This window comes from Modestobacter sp. SYSU DS0511, from assembly GCF_054050755.1.
Genome location: NZ_JBJGZY010000001.1, coordinates 67,356 through 94,011 on the forward strand (window position 1 = coordinate 67,356; position 26,656 = coordinate 94,011).

General features: G+C 76.4%; 21 protein-coding genes. 9 read left to right on the forward strand and 12 right to left on the reverse strand.

The features are described from left to right. Positions 1-41: 41 nt before the first annotated feature. The gene (locus tag ACI783_RS00340; protein WP_457138586.1) at positions 42-1,361 is read right to left on the reverse strand and encodes a cytochrome P450; all 1,320 of its coding nucleotides are present in this window, start codon (positions 1,359-1,361) and stop codon (positions 42-44) included. 136 nt (positions 1,362-1,497) lie between these two features. Between ACI783_RS00340 and ACI783_RS00345 the strand changes: the two genes are divergently transcribed. Beyond that, positions 1,498-2,079 (forward strand): DUF1349 domain-containing protein, encoded by a 582-nt coding sequence (locus ACI783_RS00345; protein WP_457079064.1) that lies wholly within the window; start codon positions 1,498-1,500, stop codon positions 2,077-2,079. A gap of 10 nt (positions 2,080-2,089) precedes the next feature. Here the strand turns inward: ACI783_RS00345 and ACI783_RS00350 are convergent, their stop codons facing one another. Then, entirely contained in the window at positions 2,090-3,163 is a 1,074-nt protein-coding gene (locus ACI783_RS00350) for a Gfo/Idh/MocA family protein (protein WP_457079066.1), read from the reverse strand. Between the two features lie 202 nt (positions 3,164-3,365). Between ACI783_RS00350 and ACI783_RS00355 the strand changes: the two genes are divergently transcribed. Continuing rightward, positions 3,366-4,577, forward strand: coding sequence for a cold-shock protein (locus ACI783_RS00355; RefSeq protein ID WP_457138587.1), 1,212 nt, complete (start codon positions 3,366-3,368; stop codon positions 4,575-4,577). 81 nt (positions 4,578-4,658) lie between these two features. Here ACI783_RS00355 and ACI783_RS00360 read toward each other — a convergent pair whose 3' ends face one another. Beyond that, positions 4,659-5,243 carry a hypothetical protein gene (locus ACI783_RS00360; RefSeq protein WP_457138588.1) on the reverse strand — a complete coding sequence of 195 codons (585 nt, stop codon included), beginning with the start codon at positions 5,241-5,243 and terminating at the stop codon, positions 4,659-4,661. 207 nt (positions 5,244-5,450) lie between these two features. Between ACI783_RS00360 and ACI783_RS00365 the strand changes: the two genes are divergently transcribed. Further along, positions 5,451-7,133 (forward strand): long-chain-fatty-acid--CoA ligase, encoded by a 1,683-nt coding sequence (locus ACI783_RS00365; RefSeq protein ID WP_457138589.1) that lies wholly within the window; start codon positions 5,451-5,453, stop codon positions 7,131-7,133. 25 nt (positions 7,134-7,158) lie between these two features. Here the strand turns inward: ACI783_RS00365 and ACI783_RS00370 are convergent, their stop codons facing one another. From ACI783_RS00370 to ACI783_RS00380, 3 genes are read right to left on the reverse strand one after another with little or no spacing between them, the layout of a single operon-like run. After that, positions 7,159-8,394 carry an MFS transporter gene (locus ACI783_RS00370; RefSeq protein WP_457138590.1) on the reverse strand — a complete coding sequence of 412 codons (1,236 nt, stop codon included), beginning with the start codon at positions 8,392-8,394 and terminating at the stop codon, positions 7,159-7,161. Then, positions 8,391-8,957 carry a TetR/AcrR family transcriptional regulator gene (locus ACI783_RS00375; protein ID WP_457138591.1) on the reverse strand — a complete coding sequence of 189 codons (567 nt, stop codon included), beginning with the start codon at positions 8,955-8,957 and terminating at the stop codon, positions 8,391-8,393. The genes ACI783_RS00370 and ACI783_RS00375 overlap by 4 nt, the downstream gene beginning before the upstream one ends. Then, positions 8,954-9,520, reverse strand: a complete 567-nt coding sequence (locus ACI783_RS00380; protein WP_457138592.1) for a sugar O-acetyltransferase — start codon at positions 9,518-9,520, stop codon at positions 8,954-8,956. The genes ACI783_RS00375 and ACI783_RS00380 overlap by 4 nt, the downstream gene beginning before the upstream one ends. Before the next feature lie 64 nt (positions 9,521-9,584). On the opposite strand from ACI783_RS00380, the gene ACI783_RS00385 reads away from it, so the two are divergent. The 3 genes from ACI783_RS00385 to ACI783_RS00395 are packed head-to-tail and all read left to right on the forward strand — an operon-like array spanning position 9,585 to position 12,835. Beyond that, the gene (locus ACI783_RS00385; protein WP_457138593.1) at positions 9,585-10,436 is read left to right on the forward strand and encodes an alpha/beta fold hydrolase; all 852 of its coding nucleotides are present in this window, start codon (positions 9,585-9,587) and stop codon (positions 10,434-10,436) included. Next, positions 10,433-11,215, forward strand: a complete 783-nt coding sequence (locus ACI783_RS00390) for an alpha/beta hydrolase (protein ID WP_457138594.1) — start codon at positions 10,433-10,435, stop codon at positions 11,213-11,215. Before ACI783_RS00385 ends, ACI783_RS00390 begins: the two co-directional genes overlap by 4 nt. 57 nt (positions 11,216-11,272) lie before the next feature. Next, positions 11,273-12,835, forward strand: a complete 1,563-nt coding sequence (locus ACI783_RS00395) for a DUF222 domain-containing protein (RefSeq protein ID WP_457138595.1) — start codon at positions 11,273-11,275, stop codon at positions 12,833-12,835. Between the two features lie 197 nt (positions 12,836-13,032). Here the strand turns inward: ACI783_RS00395 and nirD are convergent, their stop codons facing one another. The 6 genes from nirD to ACI783_RS00425 form a co-directional block, all read right to left on the reverse strand. After that, positions 13,033-13,416, reverse strand: coding sequence for a nitrite reductase small subunit NirD (gene nirD, locus ACI783_RS00400; RefSeq protein ID WP_457138596.1), 384 nt, complete (start codon positions 13,414-13,416; stop codon positions 13,033-13,035). Beyond that, complete coding sequence (nirB, locus tag ACI783_RS00405; RefSeq protein ID WP_457138597.1) at positions 13,413-16,043, reverse strand: nitrite reductase large subunit NirB; 2,631 nt, start codon at positions 16,041-16,043, stop codon at positions 13,413-13,415. Before nirB ends, nirD begins: the two co-directional genes overlap by 4 nt. Before the next feature lie 162 nt (positions 16,044-16,205). Beyond that, the gene (locus tag ACI783_RS00410) at positions 16,206-18,083 is read right to left on the reverse strand and encodes a sigma factor-like helix-turn-helix DNA-binding protein (RefSeq protein WP_457138598.1); all 1,878 of its coding nucleotides are present in this window, start codon (positions 18,081-18,083) and stop codon (positions 16,206-16,208) included. Between the two features lie 18 nt (positions 18,084-18,101). Continuing rightward, positions 18,102-19,070 (reverse strand): NAD-dependent epimerase/dehydratase family protein, encoded by a 969-nt coding sequence (locus ACI783_RS00415; RefSeq protein ID WP_457138599.1) that lies wholly within the window; start codon positions 19,068-19,070, stop codon positions 18,102-18,104. Positions 19,071-19,077: 7 nt separating this feature from the next. Continuing rightward, complete coding sequence (locus ACI783_RS00420) at positions 19,078-21,681, reverse strand: alpha/beta fold hydrolase (protein ID WP_457138600.1); 2,604 nt, start codon at positions 21,679-21,681, stop codon at positions 19,078-19,080. Continuing rightward, the gene (locus tag ACI783_RS00425) at positions 21,678-22,703 is read right to left on the reverse strand and encodes a 3-oxoacyl-ACP synthase III (protein WP_457138601.1); all 1,026 of its coding nucleotides are present in this window, start codon (positions 22,701-22,703) and stop codon (positions 21,678-21,680) included. The genes ACI783_RS00420 and ACI783_RS00425 overlap by 4 nt, the downstream gene beginning before the upstream one ends. Before the next feature lie 155 nt (positions 22,704-22,858). Here ACI783_RS00425 and ACI783_RS00430 point away from each other — a divergent pair, with 155 nt between their 5' ends. The 3 genes from ACI783_RS00430 (at position 22,859) to ACI783_RS00440 (ending at position 26,495) form a co-directional block, all read left to right on the forward strand. Continuing rightward, entirely contained in the window at positions 22,859-23,581 is a 723-nt protein-coding gene (locus ACI783_RS00430) for a hypothetical protein (RefSeq protein ID WP_457138602.1), read from the forward strand. Continuing rightward, the gene (locus ACI783_RS00435) at positions 23,578-25,173 is read left to right on the forward strand and encodes an MFS transporter (protein WP_457138603.1); all 1,596 of its coding nucleotides are present in this window, start codon (positions 23,578-23,580) and stop codon (positions 25,171-25,173) included. Before ACI783_RS00430 ends, ACI783_RS00435 begins: the two co-directional genes overlap by 4 nt. Positions 25,174-25,358: 185 nt before the next feature. Next, positions 25,359-26,495: a LysM peptidoglycan-binding domain-containing protein gene (locus ACI783_RS00440; RefSeq protein WP_457138604.1), complete on the forward strand. Its 1,137-nt coding sequence runs from the start codon at positions 25,359-25,361 to the stop codon at positions 26,493-26,495. Positions 26,496-26,656: the final 161 nt, after the last annotated feature.

Genomic DNA, 26,656 nt, shown 5'->3' on the forward strand with positions numbered 1-26,656 from the left:
GACACTGCAAACATGCAGGCGGTGCAAGCTGAGGCGCGGCCTCAGAACGTGACCGGGAGCTCCTCCACGCCGTGCACGAAGGACAGCTGCCGCCAGCGGAGCTGGTCCTCCGGCACGGCCAGCGCCAGGTCCGGGAATCGGCGGAAGAGCTCCGGGAAGACCACCCGCAGTTCCATCCGGGCGAGCTCGGCGCCGACGCAGCGGTGCACGCCGTGGCCGAACGCCAGGTGGCTGCCGGTGACCGACCGCGCCGGGTCGAACCGGTCGGGTGCGGCCCCCGCCCAGGCCGGGTCGCGGTCGGCCCCGCTGAGCGACACGGCGACGGCGTCCCCCTGCTGGACCGGGCAGCCGGCCAGCTCCAGGTCGCGCTTGGCGAACCGCGGGAACGCCACCTGGACCACCGAGAGGTAGCGCAGCAGCTCCTCCACCACCCGGTCGACGTCATCGGGGGAGCCGTTCCGCACCAGGGCCGCGGAGGCGGGGTCGCGCAGCAGCACCACCGTGCCCAGCGAGATGGTGCTGGCGGTGGTCTCGTAGCCGCCGGTGACGATCCCGTCGACCAGCCCGGCGAGCTCGTCGTCGGAGACGGCGTCGCCCTCGGCCTGCAGGATCCGCCCGATCAGGCCGTCGCCCGGCGCGCTGCGCTGCCGGGCCACCACGTCCAGCAGCATCTTCTTCTGCTCCGAGACCGCGCCCAGCGCCTCCGCCACACCCCCGGTGGCGTCGAACCGCTGGGTGCCCAGCCGGAGGAACGCCTCGTGGTCGGTGTCGTCGAGCCCCAGCAGCCCGCAGATCACGTCCATCGGCACCCGCCAGGAGACCAGCTCGGCCAGGTCCGCCGGCGAGCCGGCGGTCGCCAGTTCGTCTAGCCGCCGGGCCACGGTCGCCTCGATCTCCGGCGCCAGGCGCGCCAGCCGCTGCCGGGTGAACTCCGGGGCCACGAGCTTGCGCAGCCGGGTGTGCAGCGGGGGGTCGGTGAGGCCGAGACCGCCGACGTCGGCGGTCGAGCCCGGGCCGGTGTCGGCGAACAGGTGCCGGATGTCGTTGCTGTAGGAGTCGCGGTCGGCGAGGACGGCGCGCGCCTGCTCGTAGCCGGTCACCAGGTGCACGGTCAGGCCGAGGGGGAGGTCGAGCCGGTCCACCGGGCAGCGGGCGCGCAGCTCGGCGAGCTCGGGCACCGGGTCGGTGCCGTGCCGCAGCAGCGGCAGCCGCGCGGCCTCCGGCAGGAACGTGAGCTCGGACAGGTCGGTGCCGGTGGACCGGATCCGCTGCGCCGCCAGGCGGCCCAGCCACGACCGGACCAGTGCCCGTGGACCGCGGCGACGCCGGGGTCGGTTCGCGGACTCGTGGATCGTGCTCATGCTCCCTCGTCCGACTCGACCGTGCCCGTACCGGGCGCCCCCCGGGAGGGGAGGTCGTACCCGACCTTCCCACGCCGGCGAGCGCAGGTGGTCGACGGCCCGTGCCGCGTGCGGGTCGACGTGGTCCACTGGCCAGGTGACCACCGCACTGGCCTGGAGCGCCGGCAGCTGGACCACCGCGCCGGCAGCGGCGACCACCGACGGCCCGGACCTGCTGGTCACCGCCGTCGAGGGCAGCGACGCCTGGCGGCACACCGCCTACGGCTTCGTCCACGACGACGCCCACGCGCTGCTCGCCCCGCTGGACGACCCGGGCGCGGTGGAGGTGGTGTTCGACGTCGACTACGACCAGCAGTTCGACCAGGCCGGGCTGGTGCTGCGCGCCGACGCCGAGACCTGGCTCAAGACCGGTGTGGAGTTCTCCGACGGGGCGCCGCAGCTGGGCGCCGTGGTCACCCTGGGCCGCTCGGACTGGTCGGTGGCGCCGGTGCCGGGGTGGGCCGGCCGGCGGGTCACCGTGCGCGCCAGCCGGTCGGGGGACGCGGTGACGGTGCGCGCCCGGGTCGACGACGAGCCGTTCCGGCTGGTCCGGGTCGCCGCCTTCCCGCCCGGGGTGCCGGTGTCCGCGGGCCCGTACTGCTGCGCGCCGACCCGCGCGGGCCTCGTCGTCCGGTTCCGCCGGTGGGCCACCGGCCCGGCCGACGCGGCGCTGCACTGACCCGCGGGGCTCACACCTCGTCGTTGGGGTAGACGACGCCGAGCTGGCGGCGGACCTCGTCGAGCAGCTCCATCGTCGCCAGCGTGTCGGCGACCGGCATGGTCGGGCTCTCGGTGAGCCCGGCCTGGATGCAGCGGGTGGCCTCGCGCAGCTCCCACACGTAGCCCGAGCCGATCAGCGGGAACTCCTCGGTGCGCGGCGGGCCCTCGCCGGCCTGCACCTCCAGCCGGGTGGGCCGGTAGACCGCGTGCTCACCGGTGGTGCGGATCCAGCCGTTGCTGCCGCAGACCAGCGCGGTGTGCGGGGAGCGGGCCAGCAGCGAGGTGGTCAGCTGGGCCTGCGCGCCGGAGGACCACTGCAGCGACAGCGCGCTCTGCGCGTCGACGCCCTCGGCGTTCAGCGTGCCCACGGCGGTCACCGAGTCCGGCCGGCCGAGCGTGCCCCAGGCCCACAGCAGCGGGTAGACGGCGAGGTCGAGCAGGGACCCGCCACCATCGGCCCGGGCCCAGATCCGGGCGGTGGGGTCGGCCGGGGCCGGGAAGCCCACCTCGGCGGCCACCCACTGCACGGTGCCGATCTCGCCGGAGGCGGCGACGGACAGCGCTCGTTGCAGGGCCGGCAGGAAGCGCGTCCACACCGCCTCCATGAGGAACAGCCCGCGCTCGCGGGCCAGCTCGGCCAGCTCCTGCGACTCCCGGGCGTTGATCGTCAGCGGCTTCTCGCACAGCACGGACTTGCCGGCGCGCAGCGCCGCGCGCACCACCGCGGCGTGCTGGGCGTGCGGGGTGGCCACGTAGACCGCCTCCACCGCCGGGTCGGCGAGCAGCTGGCCCAGTCCCGTGCTGCCGTCGGTGTCGGCGTACCAGGAGGCGAACCCGAACCGCTCGGCGAACGCCCGGGCGCGGCCGGCCTCCCGGGAGCTCACCGCCTGCAGCACGGCGTCGGGCAGCAGGGCGAGGTCGGCGGTCACGGTCGCGGCGATCCGCCCGGTGGCGACCACGCCCCAGCCCACGGGACGGCCGGTGGCCTCCCGCGGATCGGCGTCGGCGGGCAGCGTGGGCGGGGCGATGAACGGCGAGGTCACCCGCCGAACGCTAGAGCAGCCGCCCGGCCCGGGCAGGTGCGCGTACCGGTCGCCCGGCTCCGGTCCGTGCGCCGTCCCTGGCCCCACCTGTCACAGTGGAGGGGACCGGTGCCGCCCGCTCGACCCGAGCGGGCGAGGTGCACCGGTGGATGGACCGGCCCGGAGACGGGGCCGGGGGATGTCGAGAGCAGGGAAGAGACGGATGCCCCAGGGCACGGTGAAGTGGTTCAACGCGGAGAAGGGATTCGGGTTCATCGAGTCCGACGAGGGCGGCGAGGACGTCTTCGTGCACTTCTCCGCCATCGCGGACGACGGTGGTTTCCGCAGCCTGGACGAGGGGCAGCGGGTCGAGTTCTCCGCCAGCCCGGGCCAGCGCGGTCTGCAGGCCGACGCGGTGCAGCCGCTCGGCGGCGCACCGCGGCGCGGTCGTGAGCAGTCCGGGCGCGAGCAGTTCGGTCGCGAGCAGTCCCGCGAGGAGCACGGTCGGCGGCCGGAGCGGGCGCCGCGCCGCAGCGGTGGCGGCGGCAGCGAGGGCACCGTCCGCTGGTTCAACGCGGAGAAGGGGTTCGGGTTCATCGAGCCCGACGACGGCGGCGAGGACGTCTTCGTGCACTTCTCCGCGATCGCCGACGACGGTGGCTATCGCAGCCTGGACGAGGGCCAGCGCGTGGCGTTCACCGCCAGCCCCGGCCAGCGCGGCATGCAGGCCGACTCGGTCGAGCCGCTGGGCCGCGGGCCGGCCCGGCCCCAGTACGACCGGCGCGATGACCGGCGCGATGACCGGCGGCGGGACGAGCGCCCCACGCGTGGCCGCGGTGGCGGTTCCGAGGGCACGGTGAAGTGGTTCAACGCCGAGAAGGGCTTCGGGTTCATCGAGCCCGACGACGGCGGGCAGGACGTCTTCGTGCACTTCTCCGCCATCGCCGACGACGGCGGGTACCGGAGCCTGGACGAGGGCCAGCGCGTGGCGTTCACCGCCAGCCCCGGCGAGCGCGGCCTGCAGGCCGACTCGGTGGAGCCGCTCGGCGGCGGCCGGCCGCAGCGCGGCGGCCGGGACTCCTACGGCCGGGACTCCTACGGCCGGGACTCCTACGGCCGGGACGCCTACGGCGGGGACTCCTACGGTCGCGACTCCCGCGGCCGGGACGACCGGTACCGCGACGAGCGGCCGCGGGAGCCCCGGCCGGCCCGCCGCGGTGGCGGCGGTGGCAGCCAGGGCACGGTGAAGTGGTTCAACGCGGAGAAGGGGTTCGGGTTCATCGAGCCCGACGACGGCGGCGAGGACGTCTTCGTGCACTTCTCGGCGATCGCCGACGAGGGTGGCTACCGCAGCCTGGACGAGGGCCAGCGCGTGGAGTTCTCCGCCCGCCCGGGTGACCGCGGCCTGCAGGCGGACGACGTCCAGCCGCTGTGACCCGACGTCGGTGACCGGGCCGTGGCCTGCCGGAGTTCCGGCGGTCCACGGCCCGGCCCGCTGACAGCGGTGTGCGCCCGGTCAGACCGGGGTGCCGCCGTCCCGGTGGTGCCGGGGGGCCGGTGCCCCCTGATCGAGCCAGCGCGCGGTGGTCTCCGGCTCCCGCCGCAGCAGCTCGTCCAGCAGCGCCGCGCGGAGCTCGGCGAGCTCCGCCCGGGTGCCCGGCGACACCGGGCGGCGCAGCTGCTCCCCGCTGGCCGACCAGGTGGCGAACAGTTGCTCGGTGGTCAGCTGGTCCACCGGGCGGGGCAGCGGCTCCCGCGACGCGGGGGCCGGGCCGGTGTCGAGTTCGGCGAGCCACCCGGCGGCCGTCACGGCGCAGAGCACCAGCAGCAGCGGCACGACCAGCACGCCCGTGCTGCCCAGCAGACCGATCCCGGTGGCGAACGGCAGCAGCAGGACCCCGATGCCGGCGGCACAGATCGCCCGGCGGCGGGCCGCCGGGGACGCCGGGAACCCCGGGTCGGCCAGGCCGATCGTCATGCCGACGGCAGCGCCGGACAGCAGCCCGACGAGCAGGAGAGACGGCACGGACGTCGCGGTGGCGCCCAGCAGTGCGGTGCCCACGTACAGCGCGGGCGCGGCCAGCCGGCTGGCCCGGGTCATCCCGCGCCAGAGTCGGGCCGACGGTCGGGGCGAGGGGGTCGGCATCGCGGGCCTCCTGGGATCGACGGGGAGGTGGTGCCCGGAGGTGTGCTCGGGCACACACCCGGCGGCACATCCACCGGCCGATCGTCACGAGATCTCCACGTTGTCCCCCCGGAGTGACCGGTCCCCGGGCGGCCTGCGCGCCGCGCGTGGTTCGCTGTCCGGGTGACCGCCGAACCGGTGCCGCACTGGACCCGCAGCTACGCACCCGGGGTGCCCGCCCGGGTGGAGGTGCCCGAGCAGACCGTGGGCGACCTGCTGGCCGAGGCCGCGGCGCGCTTCCCCGACCGCACGGCGCTGGACTTCTCCGGCGGCGCGACCAGCTACGCGCAGCTCGCCGACCGGGTCGCGCGCGCCGCCGAGGCGCTCCGCCGGCTCGGCGTCGGTCCCGGTGACCGGGTCGCCCTGGTGCTGCCCAACTGCCCGCAGCACGTGGTCGCCTTCTACGCGGCGCTGCGGCTGGGCGCGGTCGTGGTGGAGCACAACCCGCTCTACACCGCCGAGGAGCTGCACACCCAGTTCCGGGATCACGGGGCCACCGTCGCGGTGGTCTGGGACAAGGTCGCGCCGCTGGTGCAGGGGCTCGACCTCCCCGGCCGGTGCACCGTCGTCGCCGTCGACCTGACCCGCGCGCTGCCGTGGACCAAGCGGCTGGCGCTGCGCCTGCCGGTGCCGAAGGCGCGCGCCACCCGCTCGGCGATCACCGGCCCGGCGCCCGGTGCGCTCGGCTGGGAGCACCTGGTCGCCGAGGCTCCGCCGCTCGATCCGGCGCACCCGGGGCCGGCGCACACAGACGTCGCGCTGCTGCAGTACACCGGCGGCACCACGGGCGCTCCGAAGGGGGCGGTGCTCACCCACCGCAACCTGCTGGCCAACGTCACCCAGTCGGTCGCCTGGGTGCCCGGGCTGCGGGAGGGCGAGGAGGTGTTCTACGGGGTGCTGCCGCTGTTCCACGCCTACGGGATGCTGCTGGGGCTGGTCGCCGCCGTCCGGCTGGGCGCGACGCTCGTGCTGTTCCCGCGGTTCGACGTCGACCAGGTGCTCGCCGCGGCCCGCCGGCTGCCGCCGACCTTCCTGCCGGCCGTGCCGCCGGTCTACGACCGGCTGGCCACCGCGGCCGCCGAGCGCGGCGCCGACCTGTCCAGCACCCGGTTCGCCCTCTCCGGTGCCATGCCGCTGCCGGCTGCGACGGCGCAGCGGTGGGAGGAGCTCACCGGCGGCCTGGTCGTGGAGGGCTACGGGATGACCGAGACCTCGCCGATCGTGCTGGGCAACCCGGTGGGCCCGACCCGCCGGCCCGGCACCGTCGGCCTGCCGTTCCCGTCCACGGAGATGCGGGTCGTCGACCCGGACGACCCGGCCGTGGAGCGGGCGCCGGGGGAGCGGGGCGAGCTGCTGGTCCGCGGCCCGCAGGTGTTCTCCGGCTACTGGAACCGTCCCGAGGAGACCGCCGAGGTGCTGCTGCCTGGCGGCTGGCTGCGCACCGGCGACATCGTGGTCGCCGACGACGACGGCTTCGTCACCGTGGTCGACCGGATCAAGGAGCTGGTCATCACCGGTGGGTTCAACGTGCACCCCTCGGAGGTCGAGGAGGTGCTCAAGGGGGTGCCGGGCATCCGGGACGCCGCCGTGGTCGGCCTGCCCGGCGCGGACGGCGGGGAGGAGGTCGTCGCCGCCGTCGTGCTCGACGACCCCGCGCTCGACCTGGACGCCGTGCGGGCCCGGGCCCGGGAGCAGCTGGCCGGCTACAAGGTGCCGCGGCGCCTGGTGCCGGTCGAGGACCTGCCCCGCTCGCAGATCGGCAAGGTGCTGCGCCGCCAGGTGCGCGACCAGTTGCTCGAGAGCTGACCGGCGTCGGGTGCAGGGCGCCTGCTCACCGCTCGGACGGCTCCGTCTCCGTCTCGCGCTCCGGCTCGGCCTCGGGTTCCCGCAGCGCGCCGGCGATGACGGTCGCGACGGCGAGCAGCACCGCGACCACGGTCAGCGCACGCAGCACCGACAGCTCGTGCCCGAGGAAGCCGATCAGCGGCGGGCCGGCCAGGAACGCGCAGTACCCGATCGAGGCGACGACGCTGACCCGGGTCGCGGCGTGCGCCGGGTCGTCGGCGGCGGCGCTCATGCCGACCGGGAAGCCCAGCGAGGTACCGGCGCCCCAGAGCAGCGCCCCGGCGAAGGCGACGGCGGGGTTCGGGCCGAAGACGAACAGCAGCAGCCCGACCACGGCCAGCCCGGCGAGCGCCCGCACCAGCGGCACCCGGCCGAACCGGTCCAGCAGCGGCGGGCCCACCCAGCGGGCCGCGGTCATCGCGGTGAGGAACAGCGCGAAGCCCAGCGTGCCCAGCGCCGGGCTGAGGCCGTACCCGTCGATCAGCGCGATGCTGATCCAGTCGTTGGCCGTCCCCTCGGCGAAGGCGAAGGCGAGCACGAACACCCCGATCAGCAGGGTGCGCGGCTCGCGCCAGCGGGCGAGCACCCCGCCCTCGCCGGCCGGCCGCGCGCCGTCGGGGGTGTCCTCGACGTCGGCGACGAAGCCGCGGACCGCCGCCGGGACCACCGCGGCGACCAGGGCGGCGACGCCGAGCAGGTGCACGGTGACCGACACGTCCAGCGCGACCATCGCCGCCCCGCCCAGGGCACCGACCACGGTGCCCAGGCTGAACCCGGCGTGGAAGCGGCTCATCACCGCCTGGCCCAGGTGGCGTTCCACCACCGCGCCCTGGACGTTCATGCCGACGTCCCAGGCGCCGTTGGCGAAGCCCATGACGAACAGCCCGATCACCAGCGGGAGGACGCCGATCAGCGGCGCCACGGCGACGACGACGAGAGCCACGGTCAGCAGCCCGGCCATCAGGGTCACCGTGCGTCGTGACCCCAGCCGGGCGATGACCGGCCCGGACAGCGGCAGCGCGATCACCGAGCCAGCGGCGATCGCCAGCAGGACCAGGCCGAGCGCGGCGGGGTCGAGGTCGAGCCGGGTGCGGACCTGCGGGATCCGGGCGGCCCAGCTGGCGAAGGCGAAGCCGGCGCCGATGAAGGCGAGGTACGTCGCGCGGGTGGCGGCGCGCACCTGCGCGGCCGTCGGGCCGGACGCGTCGGTGGCGGTGGTCATGCGCGCTCCTCAGGGGCGGTGCCCGGCCGCACGACGCGGGCGATGATCTCGGTGGTCTGGACCCGGTCGACCGGGGTGGTGGCCAGCACCTTGTGCATGACCAGCCCCTCGATCAGGGCGTCGACGCCGCGCGCGGTGACCGGGTCGACGAAGCGCTCCAGCACGCCGCGGCTGCGACGCATCCAGGACTCGGTGACCGCGCGCAGCGACGGGTCGCGCAGCGCGGCCAGGTAGAGCTCGTAGGCGATCGCCCAGTCCCGGTCGTCGGCACCGGCGTCCCCGTGCACCAGGTCGGTGACCGCCGTGACGACGTCGGCGGTGCCGGGCACCCGGTCGAAGTGCGCCTCGTAGATCACCGCCATCCGTTCGGCGTGCCGGGTGAACGCCTGGGCGAGCAGGTCGTCGAGGCCGGTGAAGTGGTAGGTGAGCGACCCCAGCGGGACGTCGGCGGCGGCGGCGATCAGCCGGTGCGTGGTGCCGGCGACGCCGTGCTCGGCGATCACGTCCAGCGCCGCGTCGACGATCCGCTCGGCGCGCTGCGGATCGTGCCGGCGGGTGCTCACCCGATCTGGCGCACGACGCGCGCCGGGTTGCCGACCGCGACCACGTCCGCCGGCAGGTCGCGGGTGACGACCGCGCCGGCGCCGACCACGGTGTTGCGCCCGATGGTCACGCCCGGGCAGACGATGACCCCGCCGCCGAGCCAGACGTTGTCGCCGACGGTGATGGGGGCCGACCCCTCCCACTTCTCGCGCCGCGGGCCGGGGTCGACGGGGTGGGTGGCGGTGAGCAGCTGGACGTTCGGGCCCATCTGCACGTCGTCCCCGATGGTCACCGTCGCGACGTCCAGGACGACCAGGCCGAAGTTGGCGAAGGTGCGCGCCCCCACCGTCGTCCGGTGGCCGTAGTCGCAGTGGAACGGCGGGCGCAGCTCGCTGCCAGGGCCGAACGCGGCCAGCAGCTGCTCGAGCACCTCGCGGCGGGCGGCGCCGTCGGTGGGGTCCATCGTGTTGTAGCGGTGGGTGAGCTGCTGGGCGCGGGTGCTCTCCGCAGCCAGCTCCGGGTCGTCGGCGATGTAGAGGTCACCGGCGAGCATCCGCTCGCGCATGGTGCGCGCGTCGTTCATGTGTACGACCGTACACATCGGTGATCCGTGTGTCTCCATGGACCGGCTGGGCACCGGATCGCGCATGAGCGGAGCGGACATCGACCAGCTGCCGACCGGGCGGACCCGACTCGTCGACGTGGGGGGCGTGCACCTGAACGTGTGGACGGCGGGGGAGGCCGGGCCCCCGGTGCTGCTGGTGCACGGCATCCCCACCAACCACCGGCTGTGGGAGGACGTCGTCCCGCCGATCGCCGCCCGCGCGCGGGTGTTCGCCGTCGACATGCTGGGCTACGGCGAGTCCGTGGCCCCGGACGGCCACTCGGTCGACCTGGCCACCCAGGCGGCGCTGTTGCTCCGGTTGCTGGACGCCCTGGAGCTCGACCGGGTGGTCGTGGTCGGGCACGACCTCGGTGGCGGGGTGGCGCAGATCCTGACCACGATCGCGCCCGACCGCGTCACCGGCCTGGGGGTGGTCGACGGCGTCAGCTACGACGGCTGGCCGGTGCCGTTGGTGCGGGCGATGAAGGCCGCCTGGCCGCTGGTGCGGCAGCTGCCCCCGCCGGCCGTGGCCGCCGCGCTGCGCCCGGCGCTGCGGGCGTTGTTCGCCGACCAGGACCGCGCCGGGGCGTTCATCGACCGCTTCGTGGCCCCGTGGGCCCGCCCCGGTGGCCCGCGGCTGCTGGCCCGGCACCTGCGGTCGCTGGACTCGGTCTACACCCAGACGGTGGCGCCGTTCCTGCCCCGGCTGACCATGCCGGCCGAGATCGTGTGGGGCCGGCTGGACCACCAGATGAAGCCCCGCTACGGGCAGCGGCTGGCCGACGACCTGCCCGACGCCCGGCTCACCATGGTCGAGGGCGCCAGCCACTTCGTACCCGCCGACCGTCCCGACGTCGTCGTCGAGGCCGTCGGGCGGCTGCTCGACCGGACGTGATCGCCGTGCCGGGTGCGGTGTCCCGACGGCAACTGCTCGCCTTGGCTGGTGGGCTCGTGCTCGCCGGCTGCGGTGGGCAGGTGGTCACCTCGCGGGGCGGCGGTGGTGGGGACGACGACGCGGCCACGCTGACCGCTCGGCCCGACGGAGCGCCAGGGACGGAGGCGCCGTCCGGCACCCGCCCGCTGGGGCTGGAGAGCGACCGCGACGCGCTGCTGCACGTGCCGCCGGGGCTGGACCCGCAGCGGCCGGCACCGCTGGTGGTCTCGCTGCACGGCGCGAGCGGCGACGCCGCGGCGGGCATCGGCCTGCTCCAGGGGCTGGCCGACGAGCGGGGTCTGGTGCTGCTGGCCCCGGCCTCCCGCGGTTCGACCTGGGACGCCGTCCGCGGTGGCTGGGGCGACGACGTCGACCTGGTCGACCGGGCGCTCGACGCGGTCTTCGCGCAGGTGGCGATCGACCCGGCGCGGGTCGCCGTCGCCGGGTTCTCCGACGGCGCCACCTACGCGCTCGGGCTGGGTCTGGCCAACGGGGAGCTGTTCCGCCGGGTCGTCGCCTTCTCACCCGGGTTCGTGCCGAACGGTCCGCGCTCGGGGCAGCCGGCGGTGTTCGTCTCGCACGGCACCGCCGACGAGGTGCTGCCGATCGACCGGACCAGCCGCGACCTCGTCCCGGACCTGCGGGACGACGGCTACGACGTCACCTACCGCGAGTTCGACGGGGGGCACGCGGTGCCGCCGGGGACCGCGCGGGAGGCGGTCGACTGGCTCGGCTGGTGACCCGGCGGGCCCGTTGGTCCGCTCGGAACTGTCGTACGTCGAACGTATGTTCGGGTCATGTCGCGGAGGCGTGGGTCGAGCGTGGTCGAGGGGCTGGTCCTCGACTGGACGCTCGAGCACCCGGTCGAGCCCTCCCGGCTGCCCGCGGCGTGGCTGAGCGATGAGGAGCTGGCCGAGGAGCTGCAGCGGGTGCAGCGGCGCCGCGCGCAGGACACCGCGCACGAAGCGGAGCTGATCTTGGCCCTGGCCGGTCAGCGGCCCGCCTCGGCCGATCCCGCAGCTGATGCCCGGGGTGGGCGGCGGGCGGGGTGGACGGCGCAGCCGGCCGAGGGTGAGGTGAGTGAGTTCTTCACCGCCGAGCTGGCCACGGTGCTCAACGTGGGGCGGGGAACCGCGGCCATCCGGTTGACCCGGGCGTTGACCTGGGCGCGGAAGCTGCCGGCCACCTTCGCCGCCCTGCGGGCCGGGGAGCTGGATGAGCGGCGAGCGCAGCAGCTGGCCGATGCGGTGACGTCCGTTCCCGCCGACGTCGCCGCCCGCGTCGAAGAACGGCTGCTGGCCGAAGCCAGTGACCTGTCGGTGACCAGGCTCGGCGAGCGGGCCACCGAGCTGGTGCTGCGCTTCGATGCCGCGGCGGCGGAGGAGGCGCGGGCGGCGGCGGCGAAAGCCGCCGACGTGCACGTGTACCCCTCGGCCGCCGACGGGCGTGCGGTGCTGGCGGTGGACCTGCCCGCCGATGAGGCCGCGCAGGCGCGCGACCTGACCGACCAGCTGGCGAAGATGCTCAAGGCCGACGGGGATCCCCGGCCGATCGGTCAGCTGCGCACGCTGGTGGCCGCGGCGCTGCTCCTCCGCCCCGCCGACTCCGGGCTGCCGCTGATCGCGGCGAACCTGACCATTACCGCGGCGCTGGAGGCGCTGGAGGGCGGGGTGATGCCGGGTGAGGTGAACGGGTTGCCGATCACCGCCGCCCACCTGCGCGACCTGCTGGCCCGGGTCGGCGCCCTCGGGCTGACCGCCCCCGACGGCGGGTCGCTCACGTACGCGATCACCGGCCCGGACGGGGAACTGCTGGCCACCGTGACGCCGGCCGAGCTGGCCCGCCTGGCCAAGCGCGGCTGCCCCGACCACCCCGACCCCAGCAACGGCGAGCACGACGCCGCGCAGAACGACGCCACGCAGGACGAAGCCGAGGGCAGCGGGCCGTGCGCCTGCCCGGTGCTCGGGCCGCCGCCACCCACCGAGCGCTACCAGCCCACGCCCCGCCAGCGTTCCTTCGTGACCACCCGCGACCGCCGCTGCCGCTTCCCCAACTGCGGGCAGCGCGCCGGCTGGGCCGACCTCGACCACGCCGTCCCACACGCCTGCGGCGGCGCCACCGACTGCACCAACCTCTGCTGCCTGTGCCGCAGCCACCACCGGCTCAAGACCCACGCCCCCGGCTGGCGGTTCGCCATGACCCCCGACGGCACCCTGCAGGTCACCACCCCCAGCGGGGTCACCCGCACCACCCGACCACCCGGCCTCCGACCGCCCGATCCCGAACCACCCGAGTCCCGCTCAGCCGCCGGCCCGGAATCGCCAGCCCCCGGGCCGGACCACGACCCCCCGCCGTTCTGAGTCCACGCCCGGAGCGTCCCCATGTCGTCATGCCGACGTGTCGACGCGGAGGTCCGGTGCCGTGTCGACACGTCGTCTCGTCGACACGGCACGGCAGCGGACGGGGCGCAGGGGTGGACGGGGGCAGGGGTGGACCGGGCGGGGAATGGACCGGGCGGGGAGCGGGACGGGTGAGGAGAGGCCGAGCGGATGGTGGTTCAGCTGACGGCGACCTCGACCAGGCCGTCGCGCACGCGCACCTGGTGCACCGGAACGCTCACCGCAGGGTCGTCCAGGCACTGGCCGGTACGCAGGTCGAACACCTGCTTGTACATCGGTGACGCGACCGTCGGGGCGTCGCCGCGGGTGCCGACGAGGCCGCGGGCCAGCACGTGCGCGCCGCTGAACGGATCCCGGTGCCCCACCGCGTGCACACTGCCGTCGAACAGCCGGAACACCGCCACCTGGACGCCGTCCACCAGCGCGGCCACCCCGCGCTCGGGCAGCAGGTCGTCGAACGCGCAGACCGCCGTCCAGCCGGTCGCAGTCGGAGTCTCCGCGACGGTCGTGGTCGCAGTGGGACGTTCGAGGCTCGCGGTCATCGGGGGAGCACCTCCAGGCGGGGGCCGGCGACGAGCACGGCACCGGGTCGGTCGGCATCGGCACGGTCGGCGTCGGTCACCGGCCGCGGCTGCCCGCGCTCGACGACGTAGGCCAGCGACGGGTCAGGAGAGTCGGGCGCGTTCACGAACGCGGCGAACCGGCGCAGCTTCTCCGGGTCCTCCAGCGTCGCCCGCCACTCGTCGGTGTAGCCCTCCACGTGCGCGGCCATCGCCGCGTCCAGGTCGGCGGCGATGCCGAGGGAGTCCTCCAGCACCACGGCGCGCACGTGCTCCAGCCCGCCCTCGATCTCCTCCAGCCAGGGCGCGGTGCGCTGCAGCCGGTCGGCGGTGCGCACGTAGTAGACGAGGAACCGGTCGATGGTGCGCACCAGCGTCTCGGTGTCGAGGTCCTCGGCCAGCAGCTGCGCGTGCCGCGGGGTGAACCCGCCGTTGCCGCCGACGTAGACGTTCCACCCCTTGTCGGTGGCGATCACCCCGACGTCCTTGCCGCGCGCCTCCGCGCACTCCCGGGCGCACCCCGAGACACCGAGCTTGATCTTGTGCGGCGAGCGCAGGCCGCGGTACCGCAGCTCCAGGGCGACCGCGAGCCCGACGGAGTCCTGCACGCCGTAGCGGCACCAGGTCGAGCCCACGCAGGACTTCACCGTGCGCAGCGACTTGCCGTAGGCGTGACCGGACTCGAAGCCGGCGTCCACCAGCCGCTGCCAGATCGCTGGCAGCAGCTCCATCCGCGCACCGAACAGGTCGATCCGCTGCCCGCCGGTGATCTTCGTGTACAGCCCGAAGTCCCGGGCCACCTCGCCGATCGCGATCAGCCCCTCCGGCGTGATCTCCCCGCCGGGCACCCGCGGCACCACCGAGTACGTGCCGTCCTTCTGGATGTTGGCCATCACGTGGTCGTTGGTGTCCTGTAGCGCCGCCCGCTCGCCGTCCAGCACGTGCCGGCCGTCCAGGCTGGCCAGGATCGAGGCGACCACCGGCCGGCAGATGTCGCACCCGCGGCCGCGGCCGTGCCGCTCGACCAGCTCGCTGAAGCTCGCGATCCCGGTGACCCGCACGATGTCGAACAGCTGCGCGCGGCTCACGTCGAAGTGCTCGCACAACGCGGAGCTGACGGTGACGCCGGCGGCCTCGAGCTCGGTGGTCACCAGCTTCTTCACCAGCGGCAGGCACGAGCCGCAGCTGGTGCCCGCCTTCGTGCACGCCTTCACCCCGCCCAGGTCGGTGCAGCCCTCGCAGCGCACGGCGTCCCGGATCGTGCCGGCGGTGACGTTGTTGCAGGAGCAGACCGCGGCGTCGTCGGGCAGCTCGGCCGAGGCCGGACCGCCCTCGGCGCCCTCGGGCAGCAGCCAGGCCGCCGGGTCACCGCCCAGCTCGCGGCCGACCATCGGGCGCAGCCCGGCGTAGGCGGTGGCGTCGCCGACCAGGATGCCGCCGAGCAGCGTGCGGGCGTCGTCGGAGAGCACCAGCTTCTTGTAGACCCCGGCGACCGGGTCGCCGTAGACCACCGACAGCGCCCCGGGCGTGGTGCCGAACGCGTCGCCGAAGCTGGCGACGTCGACCCCGAGCAGCTTCAGCTTGGTCGAGAGGTCGGCGCCCGGGAACTCCGCGGCACCGCCGAGCAGCCGGTCGGCGACCACCTCGGCCATCGTGTAGCCCGGCGCCACCAGGCCGTAGGTGCGTCCGTCGACCGCGGCGACCTCACCGATGGCGTACACCGTCGGGTCCTCGGAGCGGCAGCTGGCGTCGACCAGCACGCCACCGCGGGGGCCCACCGGCAGCCCGGCGGCGCGGGCCAGCTCGTCGCGGGGGCGGACGCCGGCGGCGAACACCACGACGTCGACGTCCAGCTGCTCGAGCCCGGTGGCCGAGCCCTCCGCGGCGTGCATCCGGCCGACCCGGCCGTCGCGCCCCGCGGTGAGCTTCGCCGTCGCGGTGCCGGCGTGGACCCGCACGCCGAGCGCGCCGACCAGCCGGGCCAGCGCCTCGCCGCCGCCGTCGTCGACCTGCAGCGGCATCAGCCGGGGCGCGAACTCGACCACGGAGGTCTCGACGCCGAGCGCGGTGAGGGCCCCGGCGGCCTCCAGGCCGAGCAGCCCCCCGCCGACGACGGCGCCGGTGACCGGGCGGGGCAGCTCCCGCTGCCGGTCGGTCACGTACTGCCGCAGCGCGGCGACGTCGTCGATGGTCCGGTATACGAAGCAACCGGTGAGGTCGCGCCCCTCCACCGGCGGCACGAAGGGGGAGGAGCCGGTGGCCAGCACCAGCGCGTCGTAGGGCAGCTCCCGGCCCGAGGCGGTGGTGATCCGCCGGGCGGCGCGGTCGACGGCGGTGACCTGCTCGCCGCGGCGCAGGGTGACCCCCGGCGTCTCCCACAGCTCCGGCTGGCCCAGCGACAGGTCCTCGGGATCCCGGCCGGAGAAGTAGGAGGTCAGCGCCACCCGGTCGTAGGGGGCGCGGGGCTCCTCGGCGAGCACGGTGACCTGCCAGCCGCCCCCGTCCTCGTCGCCCACGCCGACCCCGCCCCGGTCGACCAGCGCCTCCACCAGCCGGTGGGCGACCATGCCGCCGCCGATGACGACCAGCTGCCTGGGGGAGTGAGGCATGGGGCGGGTGCTCCTTCGCGGCGGTGCGGGCGCCCGACGGGCGCCTCGGGGTGCCTGGCGAAGGTATGGACGGCGTGTTTCCCCGAGCCGCCGCCGGCGTTACGCGTCGGCAAGGTGGAGCGCACAGGGGGCCGGCCCCGGGTGTGAGCTGAGCAGGGGCGGTCAGCGCTGGAGCCCGGACCCGAAGTCGCCGAAGGGCTGGGTGGGCGAGGCCGCGACGGGGGTCTGGGCGATCGGTTCGCCGGTGCCGTCGAGCACCCGCACCGACCGGGCGCCCTCGGGCAGCTCGGTCACGGCGCCGCCCCCGGTGAGGGGGAGCGACGTCAGCACCCGTTCGCGGTCGTCGAGCACCTCCGCCACGGTCCCCGCCGCCGGCGCGGTGACGACCAGCCACCGGGCACCGTCGGACCAGCGGAGCCCGGGCGGTTCGACGTCGCAGACCCGGGCGATGGTCAGCGAGGCCGGGTCGGTGCTGCCGGCGGGGGTCTGGGTGCCGCAGGTGACCGCGCCGCCGCCACCCCCGGCCCAGGTGGTGACCACCAGGGCGCCCCCCGGGCTGCGCGCCAGCACCACCACCACCGACCCCGGGCCGGTGCTGAGCGGCAGCTCGCCGTTCCACAGCAGCTCCGGCTGCAGCTCAGCGGGCTCGACGCCCAGTGGCACGGCCACCCCGGTCAGCGCCGCGGCGACCACCCGGTCGTCGGCCGGGCCGGCGGTGGGGCGCAGCGTGGTGAGCTCGGGGAGCGGGACCGTGCGGCCCGGCCGGTCGCCGGGCCAGGCGACGGCCGAGCGGAGCACCACCCGGCCCTCGCGCGTGACCCGGACGCTGATGCTCGGCCCGTCCTCCGTCGTGCGGGCCGGCACGACGGCCGCCCCGTCGACGGTCTCGACGGGTGTGTAACGACGGCCCACGGTGCCGCGGGCCCCGACCAGCAGCCGGTCGGACACCTCCACCACGTCCTCGCGCCCGGCGACCACGATGAGCGACGCCGGCCCCGGCCCGCCCAGCAACAGGGTGAGCGGCCGGCCCTCGCCCAGCCCGCGGGGGACGTGCGGGGTCAGCTGCGCCGGCGGCGCCCCCACCGGACCGGTCAGCCAGACTCCCCGGAAGTCCTCCGTGACCGTGCCGACGACCAGCACCGCGCGCCCGGCGGGCGTGTCCCCGGCGAAGACGACGCTCCGGTCGACCACCGGGGGCGCCTCCAGCGGGCCCCAGTCGGCCTGCTGGGCAGCGGCGAGGAACGCCGGGTCTCCGGCGAGGGAGCCCCGGGCCGGGCTGGTCAGCACGGGCGCGGTGGGCAAAGGCTCGGCCGGGGGCGCAGCGGCTGCTGGCGGTTCGGCGGCGGCGGGCGCTCCCGGCGGGGTCCGGAGCACCGGTGCTGGCCGGTCCAGCGTGACCACGGCGCCGGTCAGGACCAGTGCGGTGAGAGCCGCCCCTCCCAGTGCGCGCCGGCGCCGTCCGGACCGCCGGGATCCGACGTCGGCGACGGCCTGCGGTGCGTCCAGCCGCCACCGGCCGGGCGCCGCGGCCAGCCGGGCCAGGGCGTCCTGCAGCCGCTGCTCGTCGGGAACCGGGTGCGCCGGCCGGTAGGGGTCGGGCCGGACCGCGGGGCGCAGCCGCTCGACGCCGCGGGCCACCTCGGCCGCGGCAGCGGGCACCGGGCAGTCCAGCAGCGCCGCGACCGACGCCTCGTCGAGCCCTTCGTGGTGCCGGAGCACCACGGCGGCCCGGGCACGGCGCGGCAGCTCCCGCAGCGCTCGGGCCAGCTCGTCGTCCACCGCGCCTGCGGGATCGGGCAGCTCCGCGGCGACCTCCCCGCCGGCCGGCCGCCAGGAGCCGCGGCGGGTTGCCCCGGCGACCAGCGCACGGCGGGCGGTGCCCAGCGGATCGGCCGGAGGCCAGACCCGCCGGGTCCGCACGAGAGCGGCCTGGACGAGCTCCTCGGCGTCGAGACGGTCGCCGGTGAGCAGCAGCGCCGAGCCGAGCAGGTCACGTCGATGATCGGCGACGAACTGGTCGAAGCCGTCCTGCCCGCCCACGGCGCCCCTCCCGAGCGGTCAGCCGGCCGCGGCGGACGCGGCCAGCCGGGTGAAGCCGTCGTCCAGGGACACCGCGGGACGCCAGCCCAGCGCCTCGCGGGTGCGGCGCTGGTCGAACCAGTGCGCGGTGGCCAGCTGCTCGGCGAGGAAGCGGGTCAGCGGGGGAGTGTCCCGGCGGCCGGTGGCCCGCCAGACACCCTCGACGGCAGCGCCGGCGGCCCAGGCGAGCGGGAACGGGACGCGCCGGGTCGGGCCGGGCACCCCGGCGGCCCGGCACAGCCGGTCGAGCACCTCGGCGACCGGTCGGGGCTCGCCGTTGGACACCACCAGCGCCTCCCCGTGCACCGGTCCGCAGGCGTCGACCGCGGCGACCAGCGCCGTGGCGGCGTTGTCCACGTAGGTGCTGTCGATCATCGCCGCGCCCGTGCCGATCACCGGCAGCCGGCCGGCGCGGGCCCGGGTGACGATCCGCTCGACCAGCTGCGGGTCGCCCGGCCCCCACACCAGGTGCGGGCGGACGGCGAGCACGGCCAGCGCCGCGGAGTCCGCCGCGAGCGCCTCCTGCTCGGCCAGCGCCTTGGAGCGGGCGTACGCACCGCGGGCCCGGACCGGGTCGGCCGGCCCGGCGCCCGCGCCGGCCAGCGCCGCGCCGGCGTGCGCGACCGACGGCGAGGAGACGTGTACCAGCCGTGCGACACCGCCGGCGCGGCAGGCCTCGACCACCGACCGGGTGCCCTCGACGTTGGCCCGCTGGTACTCGTGCCACGGCCCGACGACGTCGACCTTCGCGGCCAGGTGCACCACCGCGTCGTGCCCGGCCACGGCGCGGGCCACCGCGCCCCGGTCGGCCACGTCGGCCAGCACCTCCGCGCACGGCAGCCCCGCGGGGCGGCGCTGCAGCACGGTGACCTCGTCGCCGCGCTGGACCAGCGCGGCGGCGGTGGCCCGGCCGAGCATCCCGCTGGCCCCGGTGACCAGCACCTTCACGGGCGCCTCACGCTCCGGGCCGGCGCAGGCGGGTGCGCGAGCCGGCGAGCAGCCGGGCGGCCTGCCGGGCCACGGCGGCCCGGTCGACCTTCGACTGGTGGCGGATGTCGACCGGCAGCCGGTCGGTGGTGAGCACGGCCGACACCGGCACCGCTGCCCGCGCGCGGACGGCGTCGGCGAGGTCGGCGGGGGCCAGTCGCATCCCGGCTCGACGCCTGGAGCCCACCCCCGCCGGGACGGCCACGACGACCACCTGCTGGATGCCCGCGGGGCCCACCCCGACCGCGGCGGCCGCGGCGACCCCGGGCAGCTGCTCCACCCGCTGCTCGACGCCGACCGGGGTGACCGGGCCGGCGGGCGTGGTGACCACGTGCGGCAGCCGGCCCTCCACCCACAGCCGGCCGTCGGCGTCCAGGTGCCCGACGTCGCCGGTGCGGTGCCAGCCGGCGTCGCGGGAGGACAGCCGCTCGGTGATCCACAGGGCGTCGTACCGGTCCTTGACGTGCGCGCCCCGCACGCACACCTCGCCGGTGACGCCGGGGGCGGTGCTCAGCGGACCGACGGCGGCGCCGGCGTCGTCCAGCGGGCTGACCCGCACCTCCACCCCGGGCAGCGGGCGGCCGACGCAGACGCCGTCCGGCCTCCCGCCCGCCTCCTGCTCGGCGGCCTCGATCTCGGGCAGCGAGACGTCGGTGACCGGCAGCGCCTCGGTCATCCCGTAGGGCGTGTGCGCCTCGGCGGCGGGCAGCACCTCGCGCAGCGAGCGCAGCAGGGACGCCGGCACCGGGGCGCCGGCCGACACCACCAGGCGGACCCCGGCCAGCACGGTCCGCTGCGCGTCGGTGAGCTCGCCGGCGGTGGCCACCACCCGGCGCAGCGCCGCGGGCGCGGCGAAGAGCACGGTGGCGTCGACGGCGGCGACGGCGTCGGCGAGGGCGGGCGCGGTGAGCGTGCCCGGCGCGGTGACGTCGATGTCGGGCACCGCGGAGCCGATGCCCAGCGCCGGGCCGAGGATGGCGAAGGGGGCGAACGCGGCGACGAACCGGTCGTCGGCGGTCAGCCCGTAGGCCTCCCGCACCAGCGCGATCTGCGCCACGACCTGGGCCTGGGTGTAGACCACGCCCTTGGCCGGGCCGGTGGCGCCGGAGGTGAACAGCACCGCCCGGTCGTCGTCGGCGGTGGACTCGTCGGCGACCGGCCCGGCGGCACGGCCGAGCGACTCCAGCCCGGCGAGGTCGTGTGCGACCCCGAGGGCCCGGCGGGCGGCGGCGGGCAGCCGGCCGGCGGCGAACCGCCGTCCGGGCAGGCCCATGGCGCGCGCCGCGGCGAGGCCCTGCGCGCTGCCGATGACCGCGTCGACGGATGCACCACGCAGCGCCCGGCGCATCCCCGGCAGCCCCAGGCCCCGGTCGACGACGACGATCGCCCCGCCGGCCCGCCACACCGCGTACACCGAGGCGGTGAGGTCGGCGGAGGGCTCGACCAGCAGCGCGACCCGCTGGCCCGGTCGCAGCCCGGCCGCGCGCAGCCCGCCGGCCAGCTGCTCGACCCGGCGGTGCAGCGCGGACCAGCTCACGGTGCGGCCGCCCACCTCGACGACCGCGGGGGAGTCGTCGCCGGCGCGCTCGGTCAGCGCCGACCACGGCCGCCGGTCGGCGGGGACCGCGGGCCGCGGCCCGGTCGCAGAGGACGAGGCGGGGGGTGCGTCGAGGTCGGCGACGAACTGGGCGACCGCCGCGGCGTACCGGGGGGCGTCCTCCGGCAGCAGGTGCGAGGCGCCCTCGAACCGGTGCACCTCCGCCTGCGGCAGGCGGGAGCGCAGGTCGGTCAGGTACCGCTCGCCGAACACCGGGTCCCGCGGTCCCCACATCAGCAGCGCCGGGACGTCGAGGTCGCGGATGCCCTCGGCGATCGCCTCCTGGTCCGGGCGCGAGGGGTGGCCGGGGGCGAAGGGGATGTCGGCGACGAAGTCGCCGACCGAGCGGCGCCGGCCGGCACCGCGGTAGGGCGCGGCGAAGGCGGCGCGGACGCCGGCGGGCAGCGGCGGCCAGGACAGCGCCGTCGTCGCCCGCACGAACAGCGGGGTGCCGACGGTGACGGTGCTGCGCACCCCGGGCAGGTGGGCCGCCCGGATCAGCGCCGGCCCGGTGTCGCCCTCGGGCATGGCCACCGCGGTGTTGGTCAGCACCACGCCGCGCAGCTGGTCGCGGTGCGCCAGCGCCCACCCCAGCGAGAGGATGCCGCCCCAGTCGTGCCCGACGGTCACCACCGGGCCGGTCACGCCCAGGGCTGCCGTGAGGTCGCCCAGGTCGGCCACCCGCTCGGCCAGCGACCGCGGGGCGGGCAGCCGCTCGGAGAAGCCCATGCCCAGGTGGTCGGGCGCGACCACCCGCCAGCCGGGCGGCGCCGCGGCCAGCAGCCGCCGCCACAGGTAGGACCAGGTCGGGTTGCCGTGGACGCAGAGCAGCGTGCCCACCGGCTCCCGGACGCCGTTGTCCAGCACGTGCCACTCGTGCTTGACGCCGCCCGCGTCGGCGACGGTCACCCGCCGGGACCAGGCGGGGTCGAGCCCGGGCAGGCCGGGCGGGAGGCCCTCGGTGGGGTCGCTCACCAGGCGATCTCCATGCACGAGGCGTTCAGGCCCGAGCCGATGCCCATCAGCAGCACCCGGTCGCCGTCGACCAGCGAGTCGGCGTCCGTGGCGAGGGTGAACGGCACCGACGCCGGGCCGAGGTTGCCTCGGGTCGGGAAGGTCTGCGGCACCCGGGCGGGGTCGACACCGAACCGCTCGCACATCGCCGCGGTGTGCACCTTGGACACCTGGTGCATCACGTAGCGGTCCATGCCCCGCTGCCAGTCGAACTCGCCGGCCGCTTCCTCCCACATGTCGGCCGAGAGCGCGATGCCGGCGTCCAGCAGGCCCTTGAGGTCGGTGTCCATCTGGTCGTTGTCGCCGGTGCACAGCTCGTGGTGCTCGGTGCCCGCCCGGCTCACCGAGCCGACCACCCGGTGCCCCTCCGGGTGCCGGTCGCTGCGGCCGAGCACCATCGCGGCCGCGCCGGAGCCCAGGGTCAGGGTGGCGAACTGGTCGATGACGTCGCGGGAGCGGGTGTCCGGGCCCTGCAGCCGCTCGATGGTGCGCTCCTGCACCTTCTGGGAGTCCTCACCGTTGACGATAAGCGCGTACTCGATGAAGCCGGAGTCGATCATCGCCGCGGCCAGCTCGATGCCGTTGACGAAGCCCAGGCAGGCGTTGGTGATGTCGAAGTTCTTGCACGAGCGCGGCAGGTCCAGCGCATGGTGCACGGCGACCGCGGTCGAGGGCTCCAGGTGCTGACGGCTCACCGAGGTGTTCACCATCAGCCCGATCGCGGCCGGGTCGACGCCGCTCTCGCTGATCGCCTTGGCGCCGGCCATCGCCGCGCCGTCGACGAAGGTGGCGCCGTCGGCCCACCACCGGCGCTCCTTGATCCCCGCCAGCCGCTCCAGCAGGCCGGGTCGGAGCCGCACCCGCTGGTAGGTCTCCAGCAGCTGCTCGTCGATCGCGTCGGAGGTGATCACCTGGGTCGCATCCGCCGTCTGCACCGTCAGCACGCTGGTGTTGCTGAACCGGTGGGTGGCATTGCCGCTCATGGGCGGGCTCCAGTCCTGAGGAGGGCTGACTCCTGGTGTCTCTCCGCCCTGTTCGGATCCAGTTCTACCCCCGTCCGCCCGCGGTATTCGCTGGTGCCCCCTGCGACGGAGCGCACAGCGGGTGTGGACCACGTTCGCCCGGGCATCGGTGACCGGTGGGCACCCGACGCGGCGAACGGCTGCGCTTCGACGGCTGGATCATCGGCACCGGCACCACCTCCGGCACCCGGCTGGTGGTCGGCCACTGGCCCCGCTCGCCGCTGGGGCCGGTCTCCGACGTGATGGTCCAGCGGCCCGACGGCCACCGGGTGCTGCTCGCGCAGTCCGCCGAGCTCGCCGAGTTCGTCGCGGCCACCTACACCTTCGACGAGGTGCGGGTGGTCGACGTCGCCGTGCGCCGGCCGGACGACGGGACGTGGGAGGTGCTCGCCGGGCCGCTGGCGCTGGAGCTGCACTCCGGCCGCCGTCCGGCCCTGGGCCGCCTGCTGCGCGCCGTGCCGGCGCCGCTGGCCCGCACCCCCGGCTGGGTCCGGCTGCTCGACCCGCCCGCCCGCCTGCTGACCGGGCTGCGCACCACCGGCTCCGCCGGCAACGGCCGCACCGAGTGGTACGGCGTCCAGGACCTGCACGCCGTCACCGCCGTGCGCGCGACCTGGGACGGCGAGCCGCTGGGGTCGGTCGCCCCGGTGCAGCCGCCGGTGACCTTCGGGTTCGGCTCGGTGCCCCCGGCCCCCTCGGTGGTCCGGGTGACGACGACGGTCGCCGTCCCGCGGGACCCGTCTCCCGGGGAGCGGGCCGGCTCCCCCCGGGGGACGATCCCCCGGGGGGAGCAGCCGGGACCGGTGTCCGCAGTCGAGCAGGAGAAGGAGCGCCGGTGACCGACCGTGCCGTCGACAGGGGCGTCGACAGGGCCGGGCAGCGCCCGGCCGAGCCGCCGGAGGGCGCCGACCCCAAGCGCTGGCAGGCGCTGTGGGTGACCCTCGTCGTCGGCTTCATGACCCTGCTGGACGTCAGCATCGTCTCGGTCGCCCTGCCCTCGCTGCAGGAGGACCTGGGCGCCACGGCCTCGACCGTGCAGTGGGTGGTCTCCGGGTACGCGCTCACCTTCGGGCTGGCGCTGGTCCCCGCCGGCCGGCTGGGCGACGCGTTCGGCCGGCGGCGGATGTTCCTGATCGGCCTGGTGGCCTTCGTGCTGTGCAGCGCGGCCGCGGGTGCTGCCCCCAACGCCGAGCTGCTGATCACCGCCCGGCTGCTGCAGGGGGTGGCCGCCGGCTGCCTGGCGCCGCAGAACTCCGCGCTGATCCAGCAGCTGTTCCGCGGCGCGGAGCGCGGCCGGGCGTTCGGCTTCTTCGGCGCCACCGTGGGCATCTCCACCGCCGTCGGCCCGGTGATCGGCGGGCTGCTGCTGGCGCTGGCGTCCGGCCCCGGCGGCTGGCGGTGGATCTTCTACGTCAACGTGCCCATCGGCGTCGTCGCCTTCGTGCTCGCCGTCCGGCTGCTGCCCCGGCCGACGAGCCGGGGCCACGGGCGGATCGACGTCGTCGGGGTGGGCCTGCTCGGCGCGGGCGCCCTCGCCCTGCTGCTGCCGCTGGTGGAGGCGGAGTCCGGTGGGCTGACCCGGCTGTGGTGGCTGTTCCCGATCGGGCTCGCGCTGATCGCGGTCTTCGTGCTGTGGGAGCGCCGGGTGGTGCGCGGCGGCGGGGAGCCGGTCTTCGACCCCCGGCTGGTCACCGCCACCCGCGGCTACGCGCCGGGGGTCGCGCTCGGCACGGTCTACTTCGTCGGCTTCAGCGGGATCTGGCTGGTCTTCGCGCTGTTCTTCCAGACCGGGCTGGGCTGGACGCCGCTGCAGTCCGGCCTGGCGGTGACGCCGTTCGCCATCGGCTCGGCGTCCGCCGCGGTGGTGGCCGGCCGGCTGGTGGGGCGCTACGGCCGGGCGCTGACGGTGTTCGGGCTCAGCGGGGTCGCCGTCGGGCTCACCGGGACGGCGGCCGTCCTGCTGCTCGCGCCGCCCGGGGTGACCGCCTGGGCCACCGCTCCGACGCTGCTGCTGGCCGGCATCGGCGGCGGCTTCGTCATCTCGCCCAACGTCACCCTCACCCTGCGCGACGTGCCGGTGCGGATGGCCGGCTCGGCCGGCGGCGGCCTGCAGACCTTCCAGCGCTTCGGCGGCGCGATCGGCACCGCGGCGCTGCCCGGCCTGTTCTACCTGGTGCTCAGCAACGGTGAGCAGGACTATCCGCGGGCCGCCGCGGCGGCGCTGTCCGTCGCGGTCGTGGGCGCGCTGCTGGCGCTGGTGATCGGCGTCGTGGACTGGCGGCACGACCGGCGCGACGAGGGCCGGGAGGCGGCCCGGGCCGCTGCCGAACGCAGGCCGGACGGCGCGGCCCCGGGCACCGACGGCGACGGCACCGACGCGGTCGACGAGCACGGCCGGGTGCACGCCCACGGCCATGCCACCCACGGTTGAGCCCGGGCAGCTCACCAGGTGGCCGGAGCGTGGCGCCGGCCGTGGCGGACGCCGACGGAGCATGTCCGTTCCGTGATCGCCGCGCGGGGACGCACCGGCCCGAGGGGCGGCCGAGGTGACATGTCCCAGGTGGCGCCCCCTGGGATGAGTGCGTCGCCGTCCCGACCCCGGAGGTCCCCGTGCCCGTGCCGCCCTCCCGACCGCGCCCCCGTCCGGCCCACCCGGAACAGCGTTCCCCGCGCCGTCCGGCGCTGGTCCGCGGGACCGTCGTCCTGGCCACCGCCGCGGTGCTCGGGCTGACCGCGACCCCGGCGCAGGCGGAGGAGCCGGCCGGGCCGGTGGCACCCGCGGCGGCGCCGGAGGTGGTCGAGGGGCCGGCGGCGCAGGTCGGGCAGGAGGTGTGCGACCCGGTCGCCCGGCCCGGGGCGGTGGCCCTCGCGCGCCTGGTGCTCGACACCTACCGGGTGGGCAGCAACGGCGGCATCGTGCGGGACTGCGCCACCGGTGGCCGGAGCGAGCACAAGGAGGGCCGGGCGTGGGACTGGCTGGTCCGCGCCGACCAGCCGGCGGAGCGCGCCGCCGCCGACGAGTTCCTGGGCTGGCTGACCGCCCCCGGTCCGGACGGGGCGCCCGGGTACCAGGCCCGGCGCCTGGGGGTCACGTACGTCATCTGGGCCGAGCGCATCTGGTCACCGGACCGGGGCTGGCGGCCCTACGGCGGCGCCGACCCGCACACCGGGCACGTGCACGTCTCGCAGTCCTGGAGCGGCGCCCTCGGGGTCACCTCCTTCTGGACCGGGGTGGCCGCCCGGGTGGACCAGGGCGCCTGCGACGCGGCGGCCGCCGACGCCGGGGTGCCCGGTCCCTGCCCACCGCCGGACGCGCCGCCGGCAGACGCCCCGGTGCCCGCGCCCCTCCCCGCGCCACCGCCCGCCGAGGTGCCCACCGCGGAGCACACCGTGGGGGCCGGGGACACCCTCGGCCAGCTGGCGCTCGACCGGGGCACCACGGTCGAGGACCTGGTGGCCCGCAACGGACTGACCAGCACGGTGATCATGGTGGGACAGGTGCTCCAGGTCCCGGCCCCCGCCCCGGCCCCCGCCCCGGCCCCCGCCCCGGCCCCCGCCCCGGCCCCCGCACCGGCCCCCGCACCGGCCCCCGCACCGGTGCTCGCCGAGGTGGCGCACACCGTCGTCCCGGGGGACACGCTCTGGCAGCTCGCCCACGACTCCGGGACGACCGTGCCCGACCTCCAGGCGCGCAACGGCCTGGCGGGCACCCTGCTCACCGTGGGGCAGCAGCTCCTCGTGCCGGCCACCTGACCCCGCCGGACGGCCGCTGGGTGCGCGCTGCGCACCGTTCCATCTCCGCACGGTGACGAGCGCGCACCCCTCCGGCGTGTCGTGGTTCACACCTCACCCCGAGTTCACCCCGGGTCCATCCGGACCGGTCCGGTCGCTCCCTAGCGTCCGGACCAGTCCGT